Source organism: Rhodoglobus sp. G.S.23 (assembly GCF_056675935.1).
In genome coordinates this window covers 2,416,041-2,438,885 of the sequence record NZ_CM155237.1, presented here as the reverse complement: position 1 = coordinate 2,438,885, position 22,845 = coordinate 2,416,041, and the positions used below count along the sequence as shown (strand labels likewise).

Annotated in this window: 30 protein-coding genes and 1 pseudogene; 30 read left to right on the top strand and 1 reads right to left on the bottom strand. The window is 58.3% G+C overall.

Translation table 11 applies throughout. The features are described 5' to 3' along the window. Nucleotides 1-40 precede the first annotated feature (40 nt). The 4 genes from rpsL to tuf all read left to right on the top strand — a co-directional run bounded on the left by rpsL (nt 41) and on the right by tuf (nt 4,392). Entirely contained in the window at nt 41-415 is a 375-nt protein-coding gene (rpsL, locus tag AC1ENN_RS11955) for a 30S ribosomal protein S12 (protein ID WP_097060154.1), read from the top strand. Continuing rightward, nucleotides 415-885: a 30S ribosomal protein S7 gene (gene rpsG, locus AC1ENN_RS11950; RefSeq protein WP_010203848.1), complete on the top strand. Its 471-nt coding sequence runs from the start codon at nt 415-417 to the stop codon at nt 883-885. Before rpsL ends, rpsG begins: the two co-directional genes overlap by 1 nt. An 89-nt stretch (nt 886-974) precedes the next feature. After that, a complete protein-coding gene (gene fusA, locus AC1ENN_RS11945; protein WP_449647452.1) occupies nt 975-3,089 on the top strand; it encodes an elongation factor G in 2,115 nt (704 codons plus the stop codon). Nucleotides 3,090-3,198: 109 nt separating this feature from the next. Then, nucleotides 3,199-4,392 (top strand): elongation factor Tu, encoded by a 1,194-nt coding sequence (gene tuf / locus AC1ENN_RS11940; RefSeq protein WP_449647451.1) that lies wholly within the window; start codon nt 3,199-3,201, stop codon nt 4,390-4,392. A gap of 78 nt (nt 4,393-4,470) precedes the next feature. Here tuf and AC1ENN_RS11935 read toward each other — a convergent pair whose 3' ends face one another. Further along, nucleotides 4,471-5,238, bottom strand: a complete 768-nt coding sequence (locus tag AC1ENN_RS11935; protein ID WP_480406110.1) for an IclR family transcriptional regulator — start codon at nt 5,236-5,238, stop codon at nt 4,471-4,473. A gap of 79 nt (nt 5,239-5,317) precedes the next feature. Here AC1ENN_RS11935 and hutH point away from each other — a divergent pair, with 79 nt between their 5' ends. The 26 genes and pseudogenes from hutH to AC1ENN_RS11805 all read left to right on the top strand — a co-directional run bounded on the left by hutH (nt 5,318) and on the right by AC1ENN_RS11805 (nt 22,816). Further along, on the top strand, nt 5,318-6,862 hold the full coding sequence (gene hutH, locus AC1ENN_RS11930) for a histidine ammonia-lyase (protein ID WP_480406109.1): 1,545 nt from the start codon (nt 5,318-5,320) through the stop codon (nt 6,860-6,862). Between the two features lie 24 nt (nt 6,863-6,886). After that, nucleotides 6,887-8,536, top strand: coding sequence for a urocanate hydratase (gene hutU, locus AC1ENN_RS11925; protein WP_449647448.1), 1,650 nt, complete (start codon nt 6,887-6,889; stop codon nt 8,534-8,536). Continuing rightward, on the top strand, nt 8,523-9,380 hold the full coding sequence (locus AC1ENN_RS11920) for an agmatinase family protein (protein WP_480406108.1): 858 nt from the start codon (nt 8,523-8,525) through the stop codon (nt 9,378-9,380). The genes hutU and AC1ENN_RS11920 overlap by 14 nt, the downstream gene beginning before the upstream one ends. Then, on the top strand, nt 9,377-10,585 hold the full coding sequence (hutI, locus tag AC1ENN_RS11915) for an imidazolonepropionase (protein ID WP_449647446.1): 1,209 nt from the start codon (nt 9,377-9,379) through the stop codon (nt 10,583-10,585). Before AC1ENN_RS11920 ends, hutI begins: the two co-directional genes overlap by 4 nt. A 449-nt stretch (nt 10,586-11,034) precedes the next feature. After that, nucleotides 11,035-11,343, top strand: coding sequence for a 30S ribosomal protein S10 (gene rpsJ, locus AC1ENN_RS11910; RefSeq protein WP_009773132.1), 309 nt, complete (start codon nt 11,035-11,037; stop codon nt 11,341-11,343). Between the two features lie 40 nt (nt 11,344-11,383). Continuing rightward, nucleotides 11,384-12,034 carry a 50S ribosomal protein L3 gene (gene rplC / locus AC1ENN_RS11905; protein WP_343922599.1) on the top strand — a complete coding sequence of 217 codons (651 nt, stop codon included), beginning with the start codon at nt 11,384-11,386 and terminating at the stop codon, nt 12,032-12,034. Nucleotides 12,035-12,039: 5 nt separating this feature from the next. Then, nucleotides 12,040-12,699, top strand: a complete 660-nt coding sequence (gene rplD, locus AC1ENN_RS11900; RefSeq protein WP_449647445.1) for a 50S ribosomal protein L4 — start codon at nt 12,040-12,042, stop codon at nt 12,697-12,699. Further along, nucleotides 12,696-12,995: a 50S ribosomal protein L23 gene (rplW, locus tag AC1ENN_RS11895; protein ID WP_010203832.1), complete on the top strand. Its 300-nt coding sequence runs from the start codon at nt 12,696-12,698 to the stop codon at nt 12,993-12,995. Before rplD ends, rplW begins: the two co-directional genes overlap by 4 nt. A 17-nt stretch (nt 12,996-13,012) precedes the next feature. Beyond that, nucleotides 13,013-13,852, top strand: a complete 840-nt coding sequence (rplB, locus tag AC1ENN_RS11890; protein WP_449647444.1) for a 50S ribosomal protein L2 — start codon at nt 13,013-13,015, stop codon at nt 13,850-13,852. Nucleotides 13,853-13,867: 15 nt separating this feature from the next. Then, complete coding sequence (rpsS, locus tag AC1ENN_RS11885; RefSeq protein WP_009773127.1) at nt 13,868-14,149, top strand: 30S ribosomal protein S19; 282 nt, start codon at nt 13,868-13,870, stop codon at nt 14,147-14,149. Nucleotides 14,150-14,173: 24 nt separating this feature from the next. Continuing rightward, nucleotides 14,174-14,566, top strand: a complete 393-nt coding sequence (gene rplV, locus AC1ENN_RS11880) for a 50S ribosomal protein L22 (RefSeq protein ID WP_449647443.1) — start codon at nt 14,174-14,176, stop codon at nt 14,564-14,566. Beyond that, a complete protein-coding gene (gene rpsC, locus AC1ENN_RS11875) occupies nt 14,566-15,381 on the top strand; it encodes a 30S ribosomal protein S3 (protein ID WP_197106458.1) in 816 nt (271 codons plus the stop codon). Before rplV ends, rpsC begins: the two co-directional genes overlap by 1 nt. A gap of 2 nt (nt 15,382-15,383) precedes the next feature. After that, a complete protein-coding gene (rplP, locus tag AC1ENN_RS11870) occupies nt 15,384-15,803 on the top strand; it encodes a 50S ribosomal protein L16 (protein WP_009773124.1) in 420 nt (139 codons plus the stop codon). Next, complete coding sequence (gene rpmC, locus AC1ENN_RS11865; protein ID WP_449647442.1) at nt 15,803-16,135, top strand: 50S ribosomal protein L29; 333 nt, start codon at nt 15,803-15,805, stop codon at nt 16,133-16,135. Before rplP ends, rpmC begins: the two co-directional genes overlap by 1 nt. Before the next feature lie 2 nt (nt 16,136-16,137). After that, nucleotides 16,138-16,434: a 30S ribosomal protein S17 gene (gene rpsQ, locus AC1ENN_RS11860; protein WP_449647441.1), complete on the top strand. Its 297-nt coding sequence runs from the start codon at nt 16,138-16,140 to the stop codon at nt 16,432-16,434. Next, nucleotides 16,434-16,805 (top strand): 50S ribosomal protein L14, encoded by a 372-nt coding sequence (rplN, locus tag AC1ENN_RS11855; protein ID WP_449647440.1) that lies wholly within the window; start codon nt 16,434-16,436, stop codon nt 16,803-16,805. Before rpsQ ends, rplN begins: the two co-directional genes overlap by 1 nt. A 2-nt stretch (nt 16,806-16,807) precedes the next feature. Continuing rightward, nucleotides 16,808-17,143, top strand: a pseudogene (gene rplX, locus AC1ENN_RS11850) (50S ribosomal protein L24); the annotation flags it as partial. Nucleotides 17,144-17,238: 95 nt separating this feature from the next. Beyond that, nucleotides 17,239-17,829 carry a 50S ribosomal protein L5 gene (gene rplE, locus AC1ENN_RS11845; RefSeq protein WP_449647439.1) on the top strand — a complete coding sequence of 197 codons (591 nt, stop codon included), beginning with the start codon at nt 17,239-17,241 and terminating at the stop codon, nt 17,827-17,829. Nucleotides 17,830-17,903: 74 nt separating this feature from the next. Beyond that, nucleotides 17,904-18,302, top strand: coding sequence for a 30S ribosomal protein S8 (rpsH, locus tag AC1ENN_RS11840; RefSeq protein WP_449624131.1), 399 nt, complete (start codon nt 17,904-17,906; stop codon nt 18,300-18,302). Nucleotides 18,303-18,308: 6 nt separating this feature from the next. Beyond that, the gene (gene rplF / locus AC1ENN_RS11835; protein ID WP_449647438.1) at nt 18,309-18,845 is read left to right on the top strand and encodes a 50S ribosomal protein L6; all 537 of its coding nucleotides are present in this window, start codon (nt 18,309-18,311) and stop codon (nt 18,843-18,845) included. A 2-nt stretch (nt 18,846-18,847) separates the two neighbouring features. Beyond that, nucleotides 18,848-19,219, top strand: coding sequence for a 50S ribosomal protein L18 (gene rplR / locus AC1ENN_RS11830; RefSeq protein ID WP_449647437.1), 372 nt, complete (start codon nt 18,848-18,850; stop codon nt 19,217-19,219). After that, nucleotides 19,216-19,941 carry a 30S ribosomal protein S5 gene (gene rpsE, locus AC1ENN_RS11825; RefSeq protein ID WP_010203812.1) on the top strand — a complete coding sequence of 242 codons (726 nt, stop codon included), beginning with the start codon at nt 19,216-19,218 and terminating at the stop codon, nt 19,939-19,941. Before rplR ends, rpsE begins: the two co-directional genes overlap by 4 nt. After that, on the top strand, nt 19,941-20,126 hold the full coding sequence (rpmD, locus tag AC1ENN_RS11820; protein WP_009773114.1) for a 50S ribosomal protein L30: 186 nt from the start codon (nt 19,941-19,943) through the stop codon (nt 20,124-20,126). Before rpsE ends, rpmD begins: the two co-directional genes overlap by 1 nt. Beyond that, a complete protein-coding gene (rplO, locus tag AC1ENN_RS11815) occupies nt 20,126-20,773 on the top strand; it encodes a 50S ribosomal protein L15 (protein WP_449647436.1) in 648 nt (215 codons plus the stop codon). The genes rpmD and rplO overlap by 1 nt, the downstream gene beginning before the upstream one ends. Nucleotides 20,774-20,897: 124 nt before the next feature. Beyond that, nucleotides 20,898-22,220: a preprotein translocase subunit SecY gene (gene secY, locus AC1ENN_RS11810; protein ID WP_480391265.1), complete on the top strand. Its 1,323-nt coding sequence runs from the start codon at nt 20,898-20,900 to the stop codon at nt 22,218-22,220. After that, on the top strand, nt 22,217-22,816 hold the full coding sequence (locus AC1ENN_RS11805) for an adenylate kinase (RefSeq protein ID WP_480406107.1): 600 nt from the start codon (nt 22,217-22,219) through the stop codon (nt 22,814-22,816). The genes secY and AC1ENN_RS11805 overlap by 4 nt, the downstream gene beginning before the upstream one ends. Nucleotides 22,817-22,845 lie beyond the last annotated feature (29 nt).

Below are 22,845 nucleotides of genomic sequence, written 5' to 3'. Positions count from 1 at the left end.
ATGACGCTGTCACCGTGCAGCAAAATCAAGGAGTAATTTAGTGCCCACCATTCAGCAGTTGGTGCGTAAGGGACGCTCGCCGAAGGTCGTTAAGACCAAGGCTCCCGCCCTTAAGTCCAACCCGCAGCAGCGCGGCGTTTGCACGCGTGTCTACACAACAACCCCGAAGAAGCCGAACTCGGCTCTCCGCAAGGTTGCTCGTGTCAAGCTTTCCAACGGCACCGAGGTCACCGCGTACATTCCCGGAGAAGGTCACAACCTTCAAGAGCACTCGATGGTGCTCATCCGTGGTGGTCGTGTAAAGGACCTCCCCGGTGTTCGCTACAAGATCGTTCGCGGAGCGCTCGACACCCAAGCCGTTAAGAACCGTAAGCAGGCTCGTAGCCTCTACGGCGCGAAGAAGGATAAGAAGTAATGCCTCGTAAAGGACCAGCACCAAAGCGTCCCGTAGTCGCGGATCCGGTTTACGGCGCCCCCATTGTCAGCCAGCTTGTCAACAAGATCCTTCTTGATGGCAAGAAGGGCCTCGCAGAGCGCATCGTTTACGGCGCACTCGCAGGCGTTACAGAGAAGACCGGCCAAGACGCCGTTGTCACGCTCAAGAAGGCACTCGATAACGTGCGTCCGACCCTTGAGGTCAAGTCGCGTCGTGTCGGTGGCTCGACCTACCAGGTTCCTGTTGAGGTCAAGTCGCACCGTGCAAACACTCTTGCATTGCGTTGGCTCACGAGCTACGCAAAGGGTCGTCGTGAAAAGACGATGACTGAGCGTCTCACCAATGAAATTCTGGACGCATCGAATGGACTTGGCGCCGCTGTAAAGCGTCGTGAAGACACCCACAAGATGGCCGAATCGAACAAGGCATTCGCTCACTACCGCTGGTAGTAGCTGCTCGTAGTGAAGCGAGTCAGGCTTTGTCTGACTCGCTTCACTATTGAGTTTCTTTCTTTTCAATCAAACTTTCGGAGGAACCTGTGGCACAGGACGTGCTCACCGACCTGACTAAGGTCCGCAACATTGGCATCATGGCTCACATCGATGCTGGCAAGACCACAACGACTGAGCGCATCCTTTACTACACGGGTGTAAACCACAAAATTGGTGAAACTCACGATGGTGCGTCGACTACTGACTGGATGGAGCAGGAGCAAGAGCGTGGCATCACGATCACGTCTGCTGCTGTTACCTGTTTCTGGAACAAGAACCAGATCAACATCATCGACACCCCCGGCCACGTTGACTTCACGGTTGAGGTGGAGCGTTCGCTCCGCGTTCTCGACGGTGCCGTTGCCGTGTTCGACGGTAAAGAGGGTGTAGAACCGCAGTCGGAGACTGTTTGGCGCCAGGCCGACAAGTACGACGTTCCCCGCATCTGCTTCGTCAACAAGATGGACAAGATGGGCGCGGACTTCTACTACACCGTAGACACCATCGTGAAGCGCCTCGGCGCTCGCCCCCTCGTTCTTCAGCTCCCTATCGGACTCGAATCTGCGTTCGAGGGTGTTGTTGACCTCGTTGAAATGCGCGCACTGACGTGGCGTGGAGACTCCAAGGGTGACGTCGAGATGGGCTCAAAGTACGCCATCGAAGAGATCCCAGAAGACCTCAAGGAGAAGGCTGCGGAATACCGCACCGCTCTCCTCGAGGTTGTTGCTGAGACTGATGACGCCATCATGGAGCGCTACTTCGCCGGCGAAGAGATCACTGTTCCTGAGATCAAGGCTGCGATTCGCAAGCTGACAGTCAACAGCGAGATCTACCCCGTTCTCTGTGGTTCTGCATTCAAGAACCGTGGCGTTCAGCCCATGCTTGACGCCGTTATCGACTACCTTCCTTCGCCGGTTGACGTGCCTCCCATGGAAGCACGCGACCCCCGCGATGAAGACAAGATCGTCATCCGCAAGCCTGACTCCTCGGAGCCGTTCTCGGCTCTGGCCTTCAAGGTTGCAGTGCACCCCTTCTTCGGTCGCCTCACGTACATTCGCGTGTACTCGGGACACCTTGACTCTGGTGGAGCTGTTGCTAACTCCACCAAGGGAAAGAAGGAGCGCATCGGGAAGATCTTCCAGATGGCTGCCAACAAGGAAATCCCTGTCGACAGCGTTACCGCTGGACACATCTACGCCGTTATCGGCCTCAAGGACACGACCACCGGTGACACCCTGTGTGACCTGAACGACCAAGTTGTTCTTGAGTCGATGACGTTCCCGGAGCCCGTTATTGAGGTTGCGATCGAGCCGAAGACGAAGGCTGACCAAGAAAAGCTTGGTCTCGCCATTCAGAAGCTTGCTGAAGAAGACCCCACGTTCCGTACCGAACAGAACCAGGAAACTGGCCAGACGGTTATCAAGGGAATGGGTGAACTTCACCTCGACATCCTCGTAGACCGCATGAAGCGCGAATTCAACGTTGAAGCCAACGTTGGTAAGCCGCAGGTTGCGTACCGCGAAACGATCCGTCGCATTGTGGACAAGCACGACTACACCCACAAGAAGCAGACGGGTGGATCGGGTCAGTTCGCAAAGGTCCAGATTTCGCTCGAGCCGATGGAAGTTTCCGGCGACACCGTTTACGAATTCGTGAACAAGGTCACCGGTGGCCGTATTCCTCGTGAATACATCGGATCGATCGATCAGGGCTTCCAGGCGTCAATGGGTGTCGGAGTCCTCGCAGGATTCCCGATGGTCGGCGTCAAGGGAATCATCCTCGATGGTGCTGCTCACGATGTTGACTCGTCAGAAATGGCGTTCAAGATCGCGGGAACCATGGCATTCAAAGAGGCAGCGCGCAAGGCTGACCCAGTTCTCCTCGAGCCGCTCATGGCGGTCGAGGTTCGTACTCCCGAGGAGTACATGGGAGACGTCATCGGTGACCTAAACAGTCGCCGCGGACAGATCCAGTCCATGGAGGACGCGACCGGCGTAAAGGTTGTTCGCGCCCACGTACCGCTGTCGGAAATGTTCGGTTACGTCGGTGACTTGAGGTCGAAGACCTCGGGTCGCGCGGTGTACTCGATGACGTTCGACAGTTACTCTGAGGTTCCCCGTGCGGTAGCTGACGAGATTATTCAAAAGAACAAGGGCGAGTAATCGCCGCACTACCAGCGCGCAACTAACATAGATACACACCAACTTGCGAAACATTCGGCAGTGAAAAGTCGTCGAGTGCAGAGCAACCGAGTCCTGAGGAGGACCCACAGTGGCTAAGGCCAAGTTCGAGCGGACCAAGCCGCACGTAAACATCGGAACCATCGGTCACGTCGACCACGGAAAGACCACGCTCACCGCAGCGATCTCGAAGGTACTTGCAGACAAGTTCCCTTCGGCGACCAACGTTCAGCGTGACTTCTCGTCGATTGACTCGGCTCCGGAAGAGCGTCAGCGCGGCATCACGATCAACATCTCGCACGTTGAGTACGAGACCACCAAGCGCCACTACGCACACGTAGACGCTCCGGGCCACGCTGACTACATCAAGAACATGATCACCGGTGCAGCTCAGATGGACGGTGCAATCCTCGTGGTTGCAGCGACCGACGGACCGATGGCTCAGACTCGCGAGCACGTACTGCTCGCCAAGCAGGTCGGCGTGCCGTACCTGATGGTCGCACTCAACAAGTCCGACATGGTTGATGACGAAGAGATCCTTGAGCTCGTTGAGCTCGAGGTTCGTGAACTCCTCTCCAGTCAGGGATTCGATGGCGACAACGCTCCTGTTGTTCGCGTATCGGGCCTCAAGGCACTTGAGGGTGACGAGAAGTGGACCCAGTCCATCCTCGACCTCATGGACGCTGTTGACGAGAACGTTCCTGACCCCATCCGCGACAAGGACAAGCCGTTCTTGATGCCGGTTGAGGACGTCTTCACGATCACTGGTCGTGGAACCGTTGTTACGGGCCGCGCCGAGCGTGGAACGCTGTCGATCAACTCTGACGTTGAGATTGTTGGAATCCGTCCGACCCAGAAGACCACGGTCACTGGTATCGAGATGTTCCACAAGCAGCTCGACGAAGCATGGGCTGGCGAGAACTGTGGTCTGCTTCTTCGTGGAACCAAGCGTGAAGATGTAGAGCGTGGACAGGTTGTTGTTAAGCCTGGTTCCGTTACACCTCACACGAACTTCGAGGGAACCGCATACATCCTGTCAAAGGATGAGGGTGGGCGTCACAACCCGTTCTACGCGAACTACCGCCCACAGTTCTACTTCCGCACCACCGACGTCACCGGCGTCATCACGTTGCCTGAGGGCACCGAGATGGTTATGCCTGGCGACACCACTGACATGACCGTTGAGCTTATTCAGCCCATCGCCATGGAAGAGGGCCTCGGCTTCGCCATCCGTGAGGGTGGACGTACCGTAGGTGCCGGTAAGGTAACCAAGGTTCTGGCGTAACTCCAGCACTAATTACGACTGAGGGTCGAGCCGAAAGGCTCGGCCCTCAGTCGTTTAACGAGTGACTAGTGCCGTCGATTAGCCAATTCGGCCCGTAAGTCGGGCGGTGAGTGCGCGCGCAGTTGCCACGGTTGCGGCACCGAGTTCGTCCCAGTGCTCGTCGACGGCATCCGCTCTGAAAGTGAGTCCAATGGCTGCTGAGGGGTAGCCGTTTCGGTCAAAGGCTGCGGCACCGACGGATGCATAGTCGACAGTAACGTCACCGATTTCTACTGCCCAGCCGCGTTCGCGAGTTGTCGTTAGCAGTTGGCTGAGCTCAGCCAGAGTTTGGGGCCCCACAGCTTGGCGTCGTGTCAGCGACGCGCGTGAAGGGTAAATTGCGCGCACCTGAGATGACGTGAGTTGGGCGAGCATTGCGCGACCGGTTGCGGTGAGGTGCGCTGGGAGTCGTACCCCTACGGCAGATACGGTCGTCGGTGCGCGCGCGCCCTGCACTCGAGCCGCATAGCTAACTTCGGCGCCGCTGAGAACGGCGAGGTGGGCGACGACGGGGATCGGCGCTTGGTTTGCGAGGCTCTGCATGAGTGCGGTGGCCAAACGCGACAGGCGTTCGCTGCGCAATGCCGAAGTGCCTATGTCGGAGACGAGGGCGCTGAGACCGTAGGTGCGATCCTCGGGATAGTGCACGACGAAGCCTTCGCCGATCATGACGGCGAGCAATTGATACACGGATGAGCGGGGCAGCTCTAGTTCGCGCGCGAGGCTCGATGCCTGGACGGGGCCCGGTCGGGATGCGAGGTATTTCAGTACGGCCATGGTGTTTCGGGCTGCAGGGATTTCGGGCACAACGCTCCTGTCTGAGATCTCAGACACCATATCGCGTTTTGCTCTCGCGGTGGATGGTCGATAGGCGTTCACTGGGAGCATGATTCTTGACCCAGACATGGCCATCACCATCGGCGTAGGACCTTTGAGCATCGAGGATGTTGTTGCGGTGGCCAGACACGGGGCACCCGTGCAGCTAGATCCCGCTGCCTACGAGGCGATTACTGCATCCCGCGCTGTGATTGACGCGCTGGCTGACGACGTGAGACCCCATTACGGTGTCTCGACAGGTTTTGGGGCTCTTGCGACAAAACACATCGCGCCAGAGCAGCGCCTGCAGTTGCAGAGATCACTCGTTCGCAGTCATGCAGCAAGCTCCGGTGCAGAAATTGACGCCGAGGTCGTGCGCGGAACAATGCTGCTGCGCCTCTCGACGATGGCGACCGGCCGCACAGGAGTCCGACCAGTGGTGGCCGAAACCTATGCTGCGATACTCAATGCCGGCATCACGCCAATTGTGGGGGAGTACGGCAGTCTCGGTTGTTCCGGGGACCTTGCGCCGCTCGCGCACTGTGCGCTGGCTGCCATGGGCGAAGGAGACGTGCGGGTTGCTGGCGAACTGCTGCCGGCATCGGCAGCGTTGCGCGCCGCAGGCATTGAGCCAGTTGTCTTGCACGAGAAAGAGGGGCTTGCGCTCATCAACGGCACCGATGGGATGCTCGGGATGCTCTCTCTCGCGATCACGGACCTGCAGGCTTTGCTGACGACCGCCGACCTTGCTGCAGCACTCAGCGTTGAGGGGCTTGCTGGCACCGATCGCGTGTTTGCCGAGGATCTTCAACAACTGCGACCACACCCGGGCCAAGCTCTGTCCGCAGCCAACATGCGTTCCGTGCTCGCAGGTTCCGGAACTATTGCAGCGCACGCCAGCACCGGCTTCACGAGAGTGCAAGATGCGTATTCGCTGCGGTGCGCACCCCAAGTTCACGGTGCAGCCCGCGACACCGTCGAGCACACCACGGTCGTCGCGAATCGTGAACTAGCAAGCGCAATAGACAACCCTGTGGTCACGCTCGATGGGCGACTGGAGTCCAACGGAAACTTCCATGGCGCCCCTGTCGGCTACGCCCTCGATTTTCTTGCGATCGTGACCGCGGATGTCGCGAGCATGAGCGAACGTCGCACCGACCGCTTTCTCGACAGCAACCGTAATGGCGGACTCAACGCCTTCCTCGCTGGCGACCCCGGTGTTGATTCCGGCCACATGATTGCGCAGTACACCCAGGCGGGAATCGTGAGTGAGTTGAAGAGGCTGGCGGCACCGGCATCCGTCGATTCGATTCCGACGAGTGCGATGCAGGAAGATCACGTGTCGATGGGCTGGAGTGCTGGTCTCAAGTTGCGCCGAAGCATTGACGGTCTCTCGCGAGTCATTGCCATCGAGCTCCTCACCGCCGCCCGCGGAATTGAGATGCGGGGAGAGACACCATCGCCAGTTTCGGCGTCAGTGATTGCTGCGATTCGCGAGCACGTTCCCGGTGCTGGGCCAGACCGGTATTTGGCGCCGGATATCGCCGCGAGCGTTGAGCTTGTTCAGTCCGGCGCGCTGCTGGAAGCCGCCAGATCCGTCACCACGCTTCACTAGCCTCGACCGTCATTAGGAGCAGTCATGATTACCGCACACCGTGGAAGCACTCTCAATACTTTGGGTTGGCAGCAGGAGGGCGCATTGCGCATGCTGCAGAACAATCTCGATCCTGAGGTTGCCGAGCATCCTGAAGATCTCGTTGTGTATGGGGGCACCGGTAAGGCGGCGCGCGACTGGCCAAGCTATCACGCCATCATTCGTTCGCTCACGACCCTCAAAGGCGATGAGACTCTGCTCGTTCAGTCGGGAAAGCCGGTTGGCGTCATGCAGACGCATGAGTGGGCGCCTCGAGTTCTTCTCGCTAACTCGAATCTGGTTGGCGATTGGGCGAACTGGGATGAGTTCCGCCGCCTTGAGCAGTTGGGGCTCACAATGTACGGCCAGATGACGGCGGGGTCTTGGATCTACATCGGCACGCAAGGCATCCTGCAGGGAACTTATGAAACGTTCTCGGCGGTCGCGGCGAAACGATTCGGTGGAACTTTGGCTGGCACGATTACTCTCACTGCTGGCCTCGGAGGCATGGGTGGCGCTCAGCCCCTCGCGGTAACCATGAACGATGGTGTTGCTATCTGTATCGATGTTGATCAGAGCCGCATCACGCGTCGCATTGATCATGGATACCTCGATGTGGAGGCGAAGTCACTCGCTCACGCGGTGGAGCTGGCGGTTGCTGCCCGCGATGCCAAGAAACCGTTGTCGATCGGTGTTCTCGCGAATGCGGCGGCGGCGGTGCCCGAGCTCCTTGCCATGGGTGCGCCCATCGATATCGTGACCGACCAGACGAGCGCTCACGACCCACTCGCCTATCTTCCGCTCGGCGTCGATTTCACTGACTGGGAGGATGCTCGCCGTGATCCGGGCTTCGCGCAGCGCTCGCGGGAGTCAATGGCCATCCATGTCGAGGGAATGGTCGGCTTCCAGCAGCAAGGAGCCGAAGTGTTCGACTACGGCAACAATCTCCGCACTGAAGCGCTCGCGGCGGGTTACGCGAACGCGTTTGCCTTTCCAGGTTTTGTGCCTGCCTATATTCGTCCCCTCTTCGCTGAGGGCAAGGGCCCGTTCCGTTGGGCGGCGCTCAGTGGCGAAGCCAGTGACATCCACAAGACGGATCAGGCGATTCTCAAGCTCTTCCCGGAAAACGAATCGTTGGCTCGCTGGATCAAGCTGGCGGGGGAGAGGGTGAAATTCCAGGGACTCCCTGCGCGTATCTGCTGGTTGGGTTATGGCGAGCGAGACAAGGCGGGACTTCTGTTTAACGAGATGGTGTCTTCTGGTGAATTGGCGGCGCCTCTCGCTATCGGGCGTGACCACCTCGATAGTGGTTCGGTCGCGTCGCCGTATCGCGAGACGGAAGCTATGAAGGACGGCTCGGATGCGATTGCCGACTGGCCGTTATTGAACGCGCTTGTTAACACCTCGTCTGGTGCCACGTGGGTGTCGATCCATCACGGAGGTGGAGTCGGTATTGGTCGATCGATTCACGCTGGCCAGGTGACGGTTGCTGACGGGACAGAACTCGCAGCACAGAAACTCGAAAGAGTGCTGACGAACGATCCGGGAATGGGCGTTATCCGTCACGTCGATGCTGGCTACGATGAAGCCATTGCTGTCGCTGACAATCTTGGCGTGCGCATCCCGATGACGGAAGGTGACAATGCTCAACTCTGATCCGCTCTGGCCGCGTGCGGGGGGCTGGCCTTCGCCGGTTGATGAAGAGTGGGCGGATGTCGCGCTCATTGGTATGCCGACGTCGCGCACGTCACTCTCGCCGACGCAGGCGCATACGACTCCTGCTGCGGTGCGTGAACTGTTGTGTCGCTATGCAGCGCTGACTGAGCTCCGCATCGTGGATGTGGGTAATGTGCGCGAGCCGGATCTCAACGAGCAGGGGGCGATCGATGCGGTCGCGGCGTTGCGGGCAGACTTCGTAATCGCGTTGGGGGGCGACAATGCGACGACTGTGCCGACGGCGCTGGGGCGGTGGGGTGATGCTGTTGATACTGCTGGTCTCATCACTCTTGACGCTCACTATGATTTGCGCGATGGCACCACCAATGGTTCTCCTGTGCGGCGTTTGCTGGAGGCTGGCCTTGATGGGCGTCGTGTTGTTCAAATCGGCATCGAGCCTTTGGCGAACTCGCTCGCGTATGCCGAGCGTGCTCGCGATGCCGGTATTACGGTAATCACGCGTGATGAACTGCGGGTGCGGTCTATGGAAGATGTCATGGCTCAGGCGCTAGAAATTGCTGGGGCCGGTGGTGGCCCGATCCATGTCGACTTTGATGTGGATGTCTGCGATCGCGCTGTAGCTCCGGCGTGCCCAGCATCGGTTCCTGGGGGTATTTCGGCGATTGAGTTGCGCGCTGCGGCTCGAATCGTGGGCGCTCACTCTGCGGTCTCATCGATTGACCTCGTTGAAGTGGATGCCGCTTCCGACTCGGCAGATGAACGAACGGTGCGTTTGGTCGCGCTCTGTGTTCTTGAGGCGATTTCGGGCGTTGCGTTGCGATGACCGCGACCACCGGCATCCCGCTCCCTAACGCTGCACCGCGCAGCACAGTGATTGACAACATTGGCGTTCTGCTGACTCATGACGTTGAGCGGCCAGAGTTGACCGATGCTGCGATCGTTTTTGAGAATGGTCGCGTTGCGTGGTGGGGTGCGTCTGCAGCGGCACCAACTGCGGATGTCCGGGTCGATGCCGGGGGCGGGTGCGTGCTGCCTGGTTTCGTCGATAGTCATAGTCACTTGATGTTTGCCGGGGATCGTTCGGACGAGTTTGAGGCGCGGATGGCGGGGCGCCGGTATGAGGCTGGCGGGATTCGTCGCACTGTTGCACTTTCCCGTGACGCCAGTGACGCCGAGCTTCTCGCGAATGCGGCGAAGTTGGTTGCAGAGATGCGCCGTCAGGGGACAACGACGGCAGAGATCAAGAGTGGTTATGGTTTGAGCGTGCACGATGAGGCGCGGATGTTGCGTCTCGCCTCTACGCTCACGTCGGAGACAACGTTCTTGGGAGCTCACGTTGTGCCTACGGAGTTTGCTGATGATCGTGCCGCTTACGTGCGGCTGGTCGTTGGGGAGATGCTCAATGCTTGTGCGCCGTATTCACGTTGGATCGACGTGTTCTGTGACAACGGGGCCTTCACTGAAGAAGAGACGCGCACCATCATCGGCGCTGGGCAGGCGCGTGGGCTTGGTGCACGACTTCATGGCGCACAGCTTGGTGAGTCCGGCGCTGTGCAGCTTGCCGTTGAGTTGGGGGCGGCAAGTGTCGACCACTGCACGTATCTCAGCGATGCTGATGTTGATGCGCTCGCTGGCAGCAACACAGTGGCTGGAGTGCTGCCCGGGGTGGAGTTCTCAACGAAGCACCCCTTTGTGGATGCGCGGCGTCTCCTTGACGCCGGAGTGACGGTTGCTCTGGCCAGTGATTGCAATCCGGGTTCCAGTTTCACGTCATCCATCCCGTTCTGTATAGCGCTCGCGGTGCGAGACATGGGGATGACATCTCTCGAGGCGGTTACGGCGGCCACGATGGGAGGTGCCCGTTCTTTGCGCCTCGACGATGTCGGGCATTTGGCGTTGGGTGCCCGCGCAAATGCTCAAATTCTGGATGCTCCGAACTATCGTCATTTGGCCTATCGTCCCGGTGTTCCGCTGGTCGCGAGCATCTTTGTGGATGGCGTGCACGAGCTGGTGAAGCGCCCTCACTAAATAGGTGCACAATTCCGACACGCCCGGGTTGCAGCAAATGCCCGGATGTGACAGACTCTTCTAGTTCAACATTTCGCCACCTCGTGTGTGCGAATCACTCCCAGGCAGTGCATAGTTCCACAAGGTGTGCCTTACGCAGAGCGTGAGTCATGCAAGGTGTAGTAGCTAGGCCGCGGGGAGCAGAACCAAGCTTAACCAACTCCCCACAACCTCTCGAAAGAGAACATCGTCTTGAGAAAGATGATTTGCGGGGAAAGTGTGTGCCGGCTAGCCAGCACATTCTCCTCGCATTTACGCGAGTTGGTACTACGAGCAGCGACAGCAAGAACTTGACAGATAAATAGTGGTGCGAAAGCAGAAGTGCTGAGCGTCTTCGGGTGGCAACATCCGGCGTCGAACAGCCCAGGTGCACGCAGTGCAGCCAAAGTACTAAGGGAAGAGAGCCAGTCATGGCGGGACAAAAGATCCGCATTCGACTTAAGTCGTACGACCACGAGGTCATCGACTCGTCGGCACGCAAAATTGTTGACACGGTTACCCGCGCGGGTGCCACGGTAGTAGGCCCAGTGCCTCTGCCCACCGAGAAGAACGTGATTGCGGTCATCCGTTCTCCCCACAAGTACAAGGACAGCCGCGAGCACTTCGAGAAGCGCACCCACAAGCGGCTCATCGACATCATCGACCCGACGCCCAAGGCTGTGGATTCGCTTATGCGTCTCGACCTGCCGGCCGACGTCAACATCGAGATCAAGCTTTAGCTCGCGCAGTTATTGAGCGACAGAGCCGATAAGGAAAATAATGTCTATAACTAAGACGACTAAGGGTCTGCTGGGCAAGAAGCTCGGTATGACTCAGGTTTGGGACGAGAACAACAAGCTCGTTCCCGTGACTGTTGTCGAAATCACCCCGAACGTTGTTACGCAGCTGCGTACGCCCGAGGTTGATGGATACAGTGCAGTTCAGATCGCGTACGGCCAGATTGACCCTCGTAAGGTCAACAAGCCGCTCACCGGTCACTTCGACAAGGCTGGCGTTACGCCTCGCCGTCACATCACCGAGATTCGCACCCCTGACGCCGCGGAGTACACCGTTGGTCAGGAGCTCGCGGTCGACATCTTCACCCCAGGCTCGAAGGTCGACGTTGTCGGCACGAGCAAGGGTAAGGGTTTCGCCGGTGTTATGAAGCGTCACAACTTCAAGGGTGTATCTGCGAGCCACGGTTCGCACCGCAACCACCGCAAGCCTGGTTCCATTGGTGCCTCGTCGACCCCCAGCCGTGTCTTCAAGGGCATGCGCATGGCCGGTCGTATGGGTGGTGACCGTGTAACGGTTATGAACCTCGCCGTCCACGCGATCGACCTTGAGAAGGGACTCGTGCTCATCAAGGGCGCCGTTCCCGGAGCTCGCGGTCGCATCGTCTTCGTCCGCAACGCAGTGAAGGGGGCGTAGTACACATGGCTACCTCCATCGACGTCATCGACGCCAAGGGCAAGAAGGTCGACTCTGTTGAGCTTCCCGCCGAAATCTTCGACGTGCAGACCAACGTTCCCCTGATCCACCAAGTTGTTGTCGCTCAGCGCGCAGCAGCACGTCAGGGTACGCACAACACCCTGCGTCGCGGTGAAGTTTCGGGTTCAGGTCGCAAGCCGTTCAAGCAGAAGGGAACCGGTCGCGCTCGTCAGGGCTCGATCCGTGCTCCTCAGATGAAGGGTGGTGGAATCGTTCACGGTCCACACCCGCGTGATTACTCACAGCGCACCCCCAAGAAGATGATTGCTGCAGCACTTCGCGGCACATTGTCCGACCGGGCTCGCGGTGAGCGCATTCACGTCATCGACGCTCTGTCCGTAGACAACAAGCCTTCGACGAAGACTGTTTCGGCACTGCTCACGAGCATCGCTCCGAGCAAGAACGTTCTCGTCGTGCTTCAGCGCGAAGATGCGATCAGCCTCAAGAGCATTCGTAACCTCGACTCGGTTCACGTTTTGTCCTACGACCAGCTCAACGCCTACGACGTCGTCGTCAGCGACGACATCGTGTTCAGCAAGGGCGCTTTCGACGCGTTCGTTGCGTTCAACACCAAGTCTTCGAACAAGGAAGAGGTCAGCGCATGACCGTCACGTACAAGGACCCACGCGACATCATCATCGCTCCCGTGGTTTCCGAGAAGAGCTACAACCTGATCGACATGGGTAAGTACACCTTCGAGGTAGACCCCCGTGCGAACAAGACCGAGATCAAGCTCGCTATTGAGAAGATCTTCAGCGTCAAGGTCGATTCGGTCAACACGTTGAACCGCACGGGCAAGACCCGTCGTACCCGTTTCGGTATGGGCAAGCGCAAGGACACCAAGCGCGCCATCGTCACGCTCAAGTCCGGTTCCATCGACATCTTCACCGCTGTCGGCTAGGGACCAAGGAGAAACTAATGGCTATTCGCAAGTACAAGCCCACGACGCCTGGTCGTCGTGGATCCTCGGTTGCAGACTTTGCTGAGATCACCCGTTCGACCCCAGAGAAGTCGCTTCTGCGCCCTCTGCCGAAGACTGGTGGCCGCAACAACGCAGGTCGCATCACGAGCCGTCACGTTGGTGGTGGCCACAAGCGCCAGTACCGCGTCATCGACTTCAAGCGCAACGACAAAGACGGCGTAAACGCCCGCGTTGCCGAGATCGAGTACGACCCCAACCGCACCGCACGTATCGCACTGCTTCACTTTGTTGATGGCACAAAGCGCTACATCATTGCGCCTAACAAGCTCAAGCAGGGCGACATCATCGAGTCGGGTGCCGGTGCTGACATCAAGCCAGGCAACAACCTGCCGATGAAGAACATCCCCGTGGGTACGGTCATTCACATGATCGAGCTTCGCCCCGGTGGTGGCGCCAAGATGGCCCGCTCCGCTGGTGCATCTGTTCGACTCGTTGCAAAAGAAGGCCCCTACGCGCAGCTGCGTTTGCCTTCCGGAGAAATCCGCAACGTTGACGTTCGTTGCCGTGCAACGATCGGCGAGGTCGGCAATGCCGAGCAGTCGAACATCAACTGGGGTAAGGCCGGCCGTATGCGCTGGAAGGGTGTCCGCCCAACAGTGCGTGGTGTCGCCATGAACCCCGTCGACCACCCCCACGGTGGTGGTGAGGGTAAGACGTCCGGTGGACGTCACCCCGTTTCCCCTTGGGGCCAGGCAGAGGGGCGCACTCGTAAGCGCAAACTGCCCAGTGACAAGCTCATCGTTCGCCGCCGCAATGTCGGCAAGAAGCGCAAGTAGTAGGAGAGTCAGAAGATGCCACGCAGTCTGAAGAAGGGCCCCTTCGTCGACGATCACCTCCTACAAAAGGTTGTCAAGGCGAACGAAGCCAAGAGCAAGAACGTAATCAAGACCTGGTCGCGCCGCTCAATGATCGTTCCAGCAATGCTGGGTCACACGATCGCGGTTCACGATGGTCGCAAGCACATTCCGGTATTCATCACGGAAACCATGGTTGGTCACAAGCTCGGCGAGTTCTCGCCGACACGTACCTTCCGCGGACACGTGAAGGACGACAAGAAGGGTCGTCGCCGCTAACGCGGTGGCGTAGGAGGTAGAGAAATGGTGGAGTCGATCGCACGTGTGCGTCACATCCGCGTGACCCCTATGAAGGCTCGTCGCGTTGTCAACATGATCCGCGGCAAGCAAGCACAGGAAGCATTGGCTATTTTGAAGTTCGCACCTCAGGGTGCTAGCGAGCCGGTGTACAAGCTTGTTGCGTCTGCAATCGCCAACGCGCGAGTCAAGGCAGATGCAGCAAACAGCTACTTGGACGAGCAGGATCTGATCATCTCGAAGGCGTTTGTCGATGATGGAGCCACGTTGAAGCGTTTCCAGCCGCGTGCCCAGGGCCGTGCGTTCCAGATTTTGAAGCGCACCAGCCACATCACGATTGTTCTGGCCACGCCAGACCACGTCGTTGAAGCCAAGGCCGACAAGGCAGGGAAGAAGTAATGGGACAGAAGGTAAACCCCTACGGTTTCCGTCTAGGAATCACCACCGACCACGTGTCGCGTTGGTTCTCTGACAGCACCAAGCCGGGTCAGCGTTACAGCGACTACGTTGCAGAGGATGTAAAAATCCGCAATCTGCTCAAGTCGAACCTCGACCGCGCAGGTGTTGCTCGCATTGAAATCGAGCGCACCCGTGACCGCGTTCGCGTAGACATTCACACTGCCCGTCCGGGCATTGTGATCGGTCGCCGCGGCGCCGAGGCAGAGCGTATTCGTGGAGAGCTCGAAAAGCTCTCCGGTAAGCAGATTCAGCTGAACATCCTCGAGGTCAAGAACCCCGAGGCTGAAGCTCAGCTCGTTGCACAGGGAATCGCCGAGCAGCTCGCTGCTCGTGTCGCTTTCCGTCGTGCAATGCGCAAGGGTCTTCAGGGCGCCCAGCGCGTTGGTTCGGTCAAGGGTGTTCGCATCCAGGTATCGGGTCGTTTGGGTGGCGCAGAAATGAGCCGCTCAGAGTACTACCGCGAAGGACGCGTTCCGCTGCACACGCTGCGCGCAAACATCGACTACGGCTTCTACGAGGCTAAGACCACGTTCGGTCGTATCGGTGTCAAGGTGTGGGTCTACAAGGGCGACATCACCAACAAGGAGCTCGCTCGCGAGCAGGCTAACCAGAAGTCGTCGCGTCCAGAGCGTCGCGATGGTGGCGACCGTGGCGGTCGTCGCACCGGTGGCCCTTCGTCCGCACCGAAAGCTGAAGCACCCAAGGCAGAAGCCCCCAAGGCCGACGCACCGGTTGCAGCAGGAGTTGAGGCATAACAATGTTGATTCCGCGTAAGGTCAAGTACCGCAAGCAGCACCACCCCTCCCGTAGCGGCCACGCTACCGGTGGAACCACGGTGTCGTTCGGCGAGTACGGAATTCAGGCTCTGACGCCGGCATACGTAACGAACCGCCAAATTGAGGCAGCTCGTATCGCTATGACGCGTCACATCAAGCGTGGTGGAAAGGTGTGGATTAACATCTACCCCGACCGCCCGCTCACCAAAAAGCCCGCCGAAACCCGCATGGGTTCCGGTAAGGGTTCGCCCGAGTGGTGGGTCGCCAACGTCAAGCCAGGTCGCGTGCTCTTTGAGCTCAGCGGCGTGGACGAGACGACTGCGCGCGAAGCACTCACTCGTGCTATTCACAAGCTGCCCCTCAAGGCACGCATCATCAAGCGCGAGGAGGGCGACGCATAATGGCGATCGGATCCAAGGAGCTAGCCCCAGTCGAGCTAGACACTTTTGAAGACGAACGATTGATTGACGAGCTGAAGAAGGCGAAGGAAGAACTTTTCAACCTTCGTTTCCAGGCCGCAACCGGTCAACTGGAAAGCCACGGACGTATTCGCGCTGTCAAGCGCGACATCGCTCGCATCTACACGGTTATCCGTGAGCGCGAGCTGGGCATCCGTGCAACTCCTGCTGCTATCGAGGCTCCTGCCAAGGAGACCAAGAAGCGCAGCACCAAGAAGGCAGTCGCAGCGGATGAAACCGCAGCAGACGCCACTGACGAGACGAAGGAGGCGTAGTCATGGCCAAAGTTGAAGACAAGAAGACCGCGGAGACCGCCGAGGTCGCTCGTGGGTACCGTAAGACCCGTCGCGGAATCGTAACGAGCGACAAGATGGACAAGACCATCGTTGTCATCGTTGAAGACCGCGTAAAGCACCCGTTGTACGGCAAGGTCATCCGCCGTAACTCCAAGGTGAAGGTTCACGACGAGGCCAATGTGGCCGGCGTCGGTGACTCCGTTCTAATCAGCGAGACCCGTCCGCTCAGCGCCACGAAGCGCTGGCGTCTGGTCGAGATCCTCGAAAAGGCTAAGTAATGCTTCAGCAGGAATCCCGAGTAAAGGTTGCCGATAACACCGGCGCCAAGGAGCTCCTCACGATTCGCGTTCTCGGTGGCTCAGGCCGTCGTTACGCCGGTCTCGGCGATGTCATTGTGGCAACCGTAAAAGACGCGATTCCTGGCGGAAACGTCAAGAAGGGTGAGGTCGTCAAGGCCGTCATCGTTCGCGTCATCAAGCAGACTCGTCGTTCAGACGGTTCATACATCAAGTTTGATGAGAACGCAGCCGTAATCCTTAAGTCTGAGGGTGGAGACCCCCGCGGTACTCGTATCTTCGGACCGGTCGGCCGTGAACTTCGTGACAAGAAGTTCATGAAGATCATCTCTCTCGCACCGGAGGTGCTGTAGTTATGGCAAAGATTCGCAAGGGTGACCTCGTACAGGTCATCAGCGGCCCGACCGAAGAACGTGGCGGAAGCCGCGGCAAGCAGGGTCGCGTTATCCGTGTAATCGCTGGAAAAGACCGCGTCGTCGTGGAGGGTGTCAACTTCGTCACCAAGCACGTCAAGGTTGGTCAGACTCAGCGTGGCACCAAGACCGGTGGTATCGAGACGATGGAGGCACCGATTCACGTGTCCAACATTGCTCTCGTTGACCCCGAGACCAAGCTCCCGGCTCGTGTTGGCTTCACTGTTGGCACCGATGACCGTGGAAAGACCACACGCGAGCGCTTCTTCAAGAAGTCGCGCCGCGTAGAGACCAAGAAGTCGAAGGCAGCTAAGGCTGAGCCCAAGGCTTCGACGAAGGATGCCGAGAAGGCAACCGAGAAGGACGCAGACTAATGACGACGACTGCACCTGCAGCTGGCAAAATCCAGCCGCGCCTTAAGCAGAAGTACCGCACTGAAATTGCGGCGCAGCTCAAGAAGGATCTTGGATTCACCAACGTGCACCAGATTCCGGGGATCGTTAAGGTCGTCGTGAACACTGGTGTCGGTGAAGCTGCTCGCGATGGAAAGATCATCGATGGGGCCGTCAAGGACCTCACTGCGATCACCGGTCAGAAGCCGTATGTAACTAGCGCACGCAAGTCGATCGCTCAGTTCAAGCTTCGTGAAGGACAGCCCATTGGCGCACACGTTACCCTTCGTGGTGACCGCGCTTGGGAGTTCCTTGACCGCCTGATCTCGCTTGCTCTTCCCCGTATCCGCGACTTCCGCGGCCTCTCGGACAAGCAGTTCGATGGCAACGGTAACTACACGTTCGGCCTCACGGAGCAGTCAATGTTCCACGAGATCGATCAGGACAAGATTGACCGCGTTCGTGGTTTCGACATCACAATCGTTACCACTGCAAAGAACAACGAAGAGGGCCGTGCGCTGTTGAAGGCACTCGGATTCCCGTTCCGTTCAGCAGAGAACGCATCTAACTAACCAAGTATCACCAATCGACCAGGTCGGCCTTCGTGTAACGGATGCCGAAACCAGTTGAGACAGGAAACAACATAATGACAATGACAGATCCGGTCGCTGACATGCTGACCAGACTGCGCAACGCCAATTCGGCGCACCACGACAGCGTTTCAATGCCTAACAGCAAGCTGAAGTCGCGCCTGGCTGAAATGCTCAAAGCAGAGGGATACATCCTCAGCTTCAGCACCGAGGACGCCCGCGTGGGCCAGACCCTCACGATCGAACTCAAGTACAGCCCCACTCGCGAGCGTTCCATCAAGGGAATCAAGCGCGTTTCGAAGCCTGGCCTTCGTGTATACGCTCGCTCAACCGAAATCCCCAAGGTTCTTGGCGGACTCGGCGTGGCAATTTTGTCCACCTCCTCTGGTCTTCTGACCGACAAAGAGGCGACTAAGAAGGGCGTAGGTGGGGAAGTCCTCGCTTACGTGTGGTAACTCAAAATGTCACGAATCGGAAGACTTCCTATTGATGTCCCCGCTGGTGTCACAATCACCATCGATGGACAAAACGTCGCGGTAAAGGGCCCGAAGGGTGAGCTTGCGCTCACCGTCAAGGCTCCCATCGCTGTAGCGCTTGAAGAGGGCCAGGTTCTCGTAACCCGTCCCAACGACGAGCGCGAATCGCGTTCGCTTCACGGCCTCACCCGTACGCTGATCGCTAACCAGATCGTTGGTGTCACCGACGGTTACACCAAGGGCCTTGAGGTTGTTGGTACTGGTTACCGTGTTACGGCAAAGGGCAGCTCAGTTGAGTTTGCTCTCGGGTACTCGCACTCGATCACCGTTGACCCGCCCGCAGGCATTAGCTTCGCGGTCGAGGGAAACAACAAACTAGTTGTCAGCGGCATCGACAAGCAGGCGGTTGGCGAAGTAGCAGCCAACATTCGTAAATTGCGCAAGCCAGAGCCTTACAAGGGCAAGGGTGTGCGCTACGCCGGCGAAGTTGTTCGTCGCAAGGCCGGAAAGAGTGGTAAGTAGACATGGCTCTCGGAACCAGAGGTAAGAGCAAGTCGGCCGCTAAGGGCCGCAGGCACGCACGTCTCCGCAAGAAGGTCGTGGGCACTGAGGTGCGCCCCCGTCTCGTGGTTACGCGTTCAGCGCGTCACGTATTCGTTCAGGTTGTGGATGACTCCAAGGGAGTCACCGTAGCCTCAGCTTCGACCATGGAGTCGGACATGCGTACGTTTGACGGCGACAAGACCGCTAAGGCACGCAAGATCGGTGAAATGGTCGCCGCGCGCGCCAAGGATGCCGGCGTTGACGCTGTCGTATTTGATCGTGGTGGAAGCCGCTACGCAGGTCGCGTTGCAGCTGTCGCCGACGGAGCGCGAGAGGGTGGATTGAACCTGTGAGCGACAACGTGGACAACAAGACAACTAACAAGGAGCAGGCCGTGGCCGCTGAGGCGACTAGCGCCATCTCCGTACCTGAGGTCGTCGTAGACGCCCCAGCAACCGACGTCACAAGCGAGCCTCGCGAGGCTCGTCGTGGCGGCCGTGAGCGTGGCCCCGACCGTGGTGGTCGTGGCGGAAACAACAGCCGCGACAACGACAAGAACCAGTTCCTGGAGCGCGTCGTCACCATCAACCGTGTATCGAAGGTCGTCAAGGGTGGTCGTCGCTTTAGCTTCACCGCGCTCGTCGTCGTCGGTGACGGAAATGGCATGGTTGGTGTCGGTTACGGCAAGGCTCGCGAGGTTCCTCTCGCGATTTCTAAGGGCGTTGAAGAGGCGAAGAAGAACTTCTTCCGCGTTCCTCGCGTCGCCGCATCGATTCCTCACTCGGTCCAGGGAGAGGCTGCTGCAGGCGTAGTTCTGCTGCGTCCCGCATCCGCTGGTACCGGTGTTATCGCCGGTGGTCCCGTTCGCGCCGTACTCGAGTGCGCCGGAATTCACGACGTTCTCAGCAAGTCGCTCGGTTCCTCGAACACGATCAACATCGTTCACGCTACGGTCGCAGCACTCAAGCAGCTCGAAGAGCCTCGCTCGGTAGCCGCTCGTCGTGGCCTCGATGCAGAACACGTTATCCCGGCACGCTTGCTGCGCGCCGAGGCTGAAGCTAAGGCAGGTGTCTGATGGCTGGTCGCCTGAAGGTAACCCAGATCAAGTCCAAAATTAGTGAGAAGCAGAACCAACGCGACACGCTGCGCAGCCTCGGGCTCAAGCGCATCGGATCCGTTGTTGTGCGCGAGGACAACTCGCAGAACCGTGGTTACGTCAACACGGTTGCTCACCTTGTCAAGGTCGAGGAGATTGACTAATGGCTGACGAGAAAGAAACTCCAAAGAAGGCCGCAGCCCCCAAGGCTGCTGCCACCAAGAAGGCTGCACCTGCGAAGGCAACGACAGCTAAGGCTGCACCTGCCAAGGCAACGACAGCTAAGGCTGCACCTGCGAAGGCTGCAACCAAGGCTCCTGCTGCAAAGTCCTCGACCGCTAAGACGACGTCGAGTGACAATGTGGCAAGTCGCCCGCAGGTTCTGAAGATGCACCACCTCCGTCCCGCTGCCGGTGCTAAGAAAGACCGCATGCGAGTCGGCCGTGGTGAAGGCTCCAAGGGTAAGACCGCGGGCCGTGGAACCAAGGGAACCAAGGCGCGCTACAACATGCGTGTTGGTTTCGAAGGTGGAAACATCAACTTCGTAATGCGTGCACCTAAGCTGCGCGGATTCAAGAACCCGTTCCGCGTTGAATACCAGGTTGTAAACCTTGAGAAGCTCGCGGAACTTTACCCCAAGGGTGGCGATGTAACCATCGCTGATCTCGTGTCCAAGGGCGCCGTTCGCAAGAACGAAAAGGTCAAGGTTCTTGGTCAGGGTGATATTGCGGTTAAGCTGAATGTTGCAGTTGACAAAGTCTCCGGCTCAGCAGAGCAGAAGATTGTTGCGGCCGGCGGTTCGGTTCAGTAACTGTCACTGCGCGAGACGTTAGTGTCGCGCTGGTCACACCGGTGACCAAAGCAGACAGGATGGGTGGGGAATCCCGCATAGGGGTTCCCCATTCGCCCGCAGTACATAGATAATCGGAGGCCTTGTGTTTAAAGCTGTCGCGCGGATTGTTCGCACGCCTGACCTTCGCAGGAAGATCGGGTTCACACTAGGCATCATTGCGCTGTTTAGGCTTGGCTCCTTCATCCCAGCGCCGTTCGTCGACTTTGGCAATGTTCAGCTGTGTCTTGCAGCTAACTCGTCCAGTGGCGGACTGTATGACCTCATCAACCTCTTCAGTGGTGGGGCGCTCCTTCAACTTTCCGTATTTGCGCTCGGAATCATGCCGTACATCACGGCATCGATCATCGTGCAACTACTGCGTGTGGTAATCCCACACTTCGAGACTCTTCACAAAGAGGGTCAGTCTGGCCAGTCAACACTGACCCAGTACACGCGTTACCTCACCATTGCTCTCGCAATCCTTCAGTCAACGACGCTGATCACGGTTGCCAGAAGTGGCGCACTCTTCCAGTCAGCCGGTGTTGCTGAATGTAGCCAACTGATCACCAACGACGCGTGGTACGCCATCCTGCTCATGGTCATCACGATGACCGCCGGCACCGGCCTCATTATGTGGATGGGTGAATTGGTCACCGAACGTGGAATCGGTAACGGAATGTCGTTGCTGATCTTCACCTCGATCGCTGCAACCTTCCCGAGCGCGCTCTGGGGCATCTACGTCAGCAGCGGAATCGAAATCTTCGTTCTCGTGCTGCTGATGGGCATTCTCATCATGGGCGCAGTCGTGTTTGTTGAACAATCGCAGCGACGCATTCCCGTTCAGTATGCAAAGCGCATGGTCGGCCGACGCACCTACGGCGGCAACAACACGTACATTCCGATCAAGGTCAACATGGCCGGCGTGATCCCCGTGATCTTCGCCTCCTCGCTGTTGTACCTGCCAGCATTGATCGCAAACTTCAACCAGCCACAAGCTGGTGAGACCTCTGCAGCATGGGTCGTCTGGATCCAGAACAACCTGGTATCCGGCGATAGCCCGATCTACATGATCGGTTACTTCCTGCTGATCGTAGGCTTTACCTACTTCTACGTTGCTATTACATTCAACCCCGAAGAAGTTGCCGACAACATGAAGAAGTACGGCGGCTTCATCCCCGGTATTCGCGCTGGTCGACCGACCGCAGAATACCTCGACTACGTTTTGACTCGCGTTACTTTGCCTGGCTCGCTCTACTTGGGCCTAGTGGCAATGATTCCGTTGATCGCGTTCGTCGTCATCGGGGCCAACCAAAATTTCCCATTCGGCGGAGCAAGCATCCTGATTATCGTTGGTGTCGGTCTTGAGACCGTCAAGCAAATCGATTCGCAGTTGCAGCAGCGCCATTACGAAGGTTTGTTGCGTTGACACGACTCCTATTGATTGGCCCACCCGGCGCGGGCAAGGGCACGCAAGCAGCGCGTCTCGCTGAAATTTATGGAATCCCTGCAATTTCCACCGGTGACATTTTTCGCAGCAATGTGAAGAATGGCACCGAACTGGGAACCAAAGCGAAGGCATTCATGGATGCCGGCGATAACGTCCCTGATTCCCTCACAAACGAGCTCATCCGTAGCCGACTCGAAGAGGCCGATGCGCAAGACGGTTTCTTGCTCGATGGCTACCCGCGAACGACCGACCAGGTCCGTGAGCTTGACGCATTCTTGGCTAGCCATGGTGCTGCCCTCGACGTCGTCGTTGAGCTTGAAGCAGACCCAGAGGTCGTTGTCGATCGACTGCGTAAACGTGCGCTTGAACAGGGCCGCAGCGACGATACCGAAGCTGTCGTTCGTCATCGTCTTGAGGTCTACAGCGAGCAGACCGCGCCGCTGATCAAGGTATATGCCGCTCGCGACGTGCTCGTCACGATCGATGCACTTGGTGAGATCGATGCCGTCACTGCACGCATCACCGACGCTCTCATTGAGCGCGGAATCGTCGCGGCAGACTCCTCGTCTCTCTAGTTCTCGAAACCGCCTAGTTCTCGAAACCG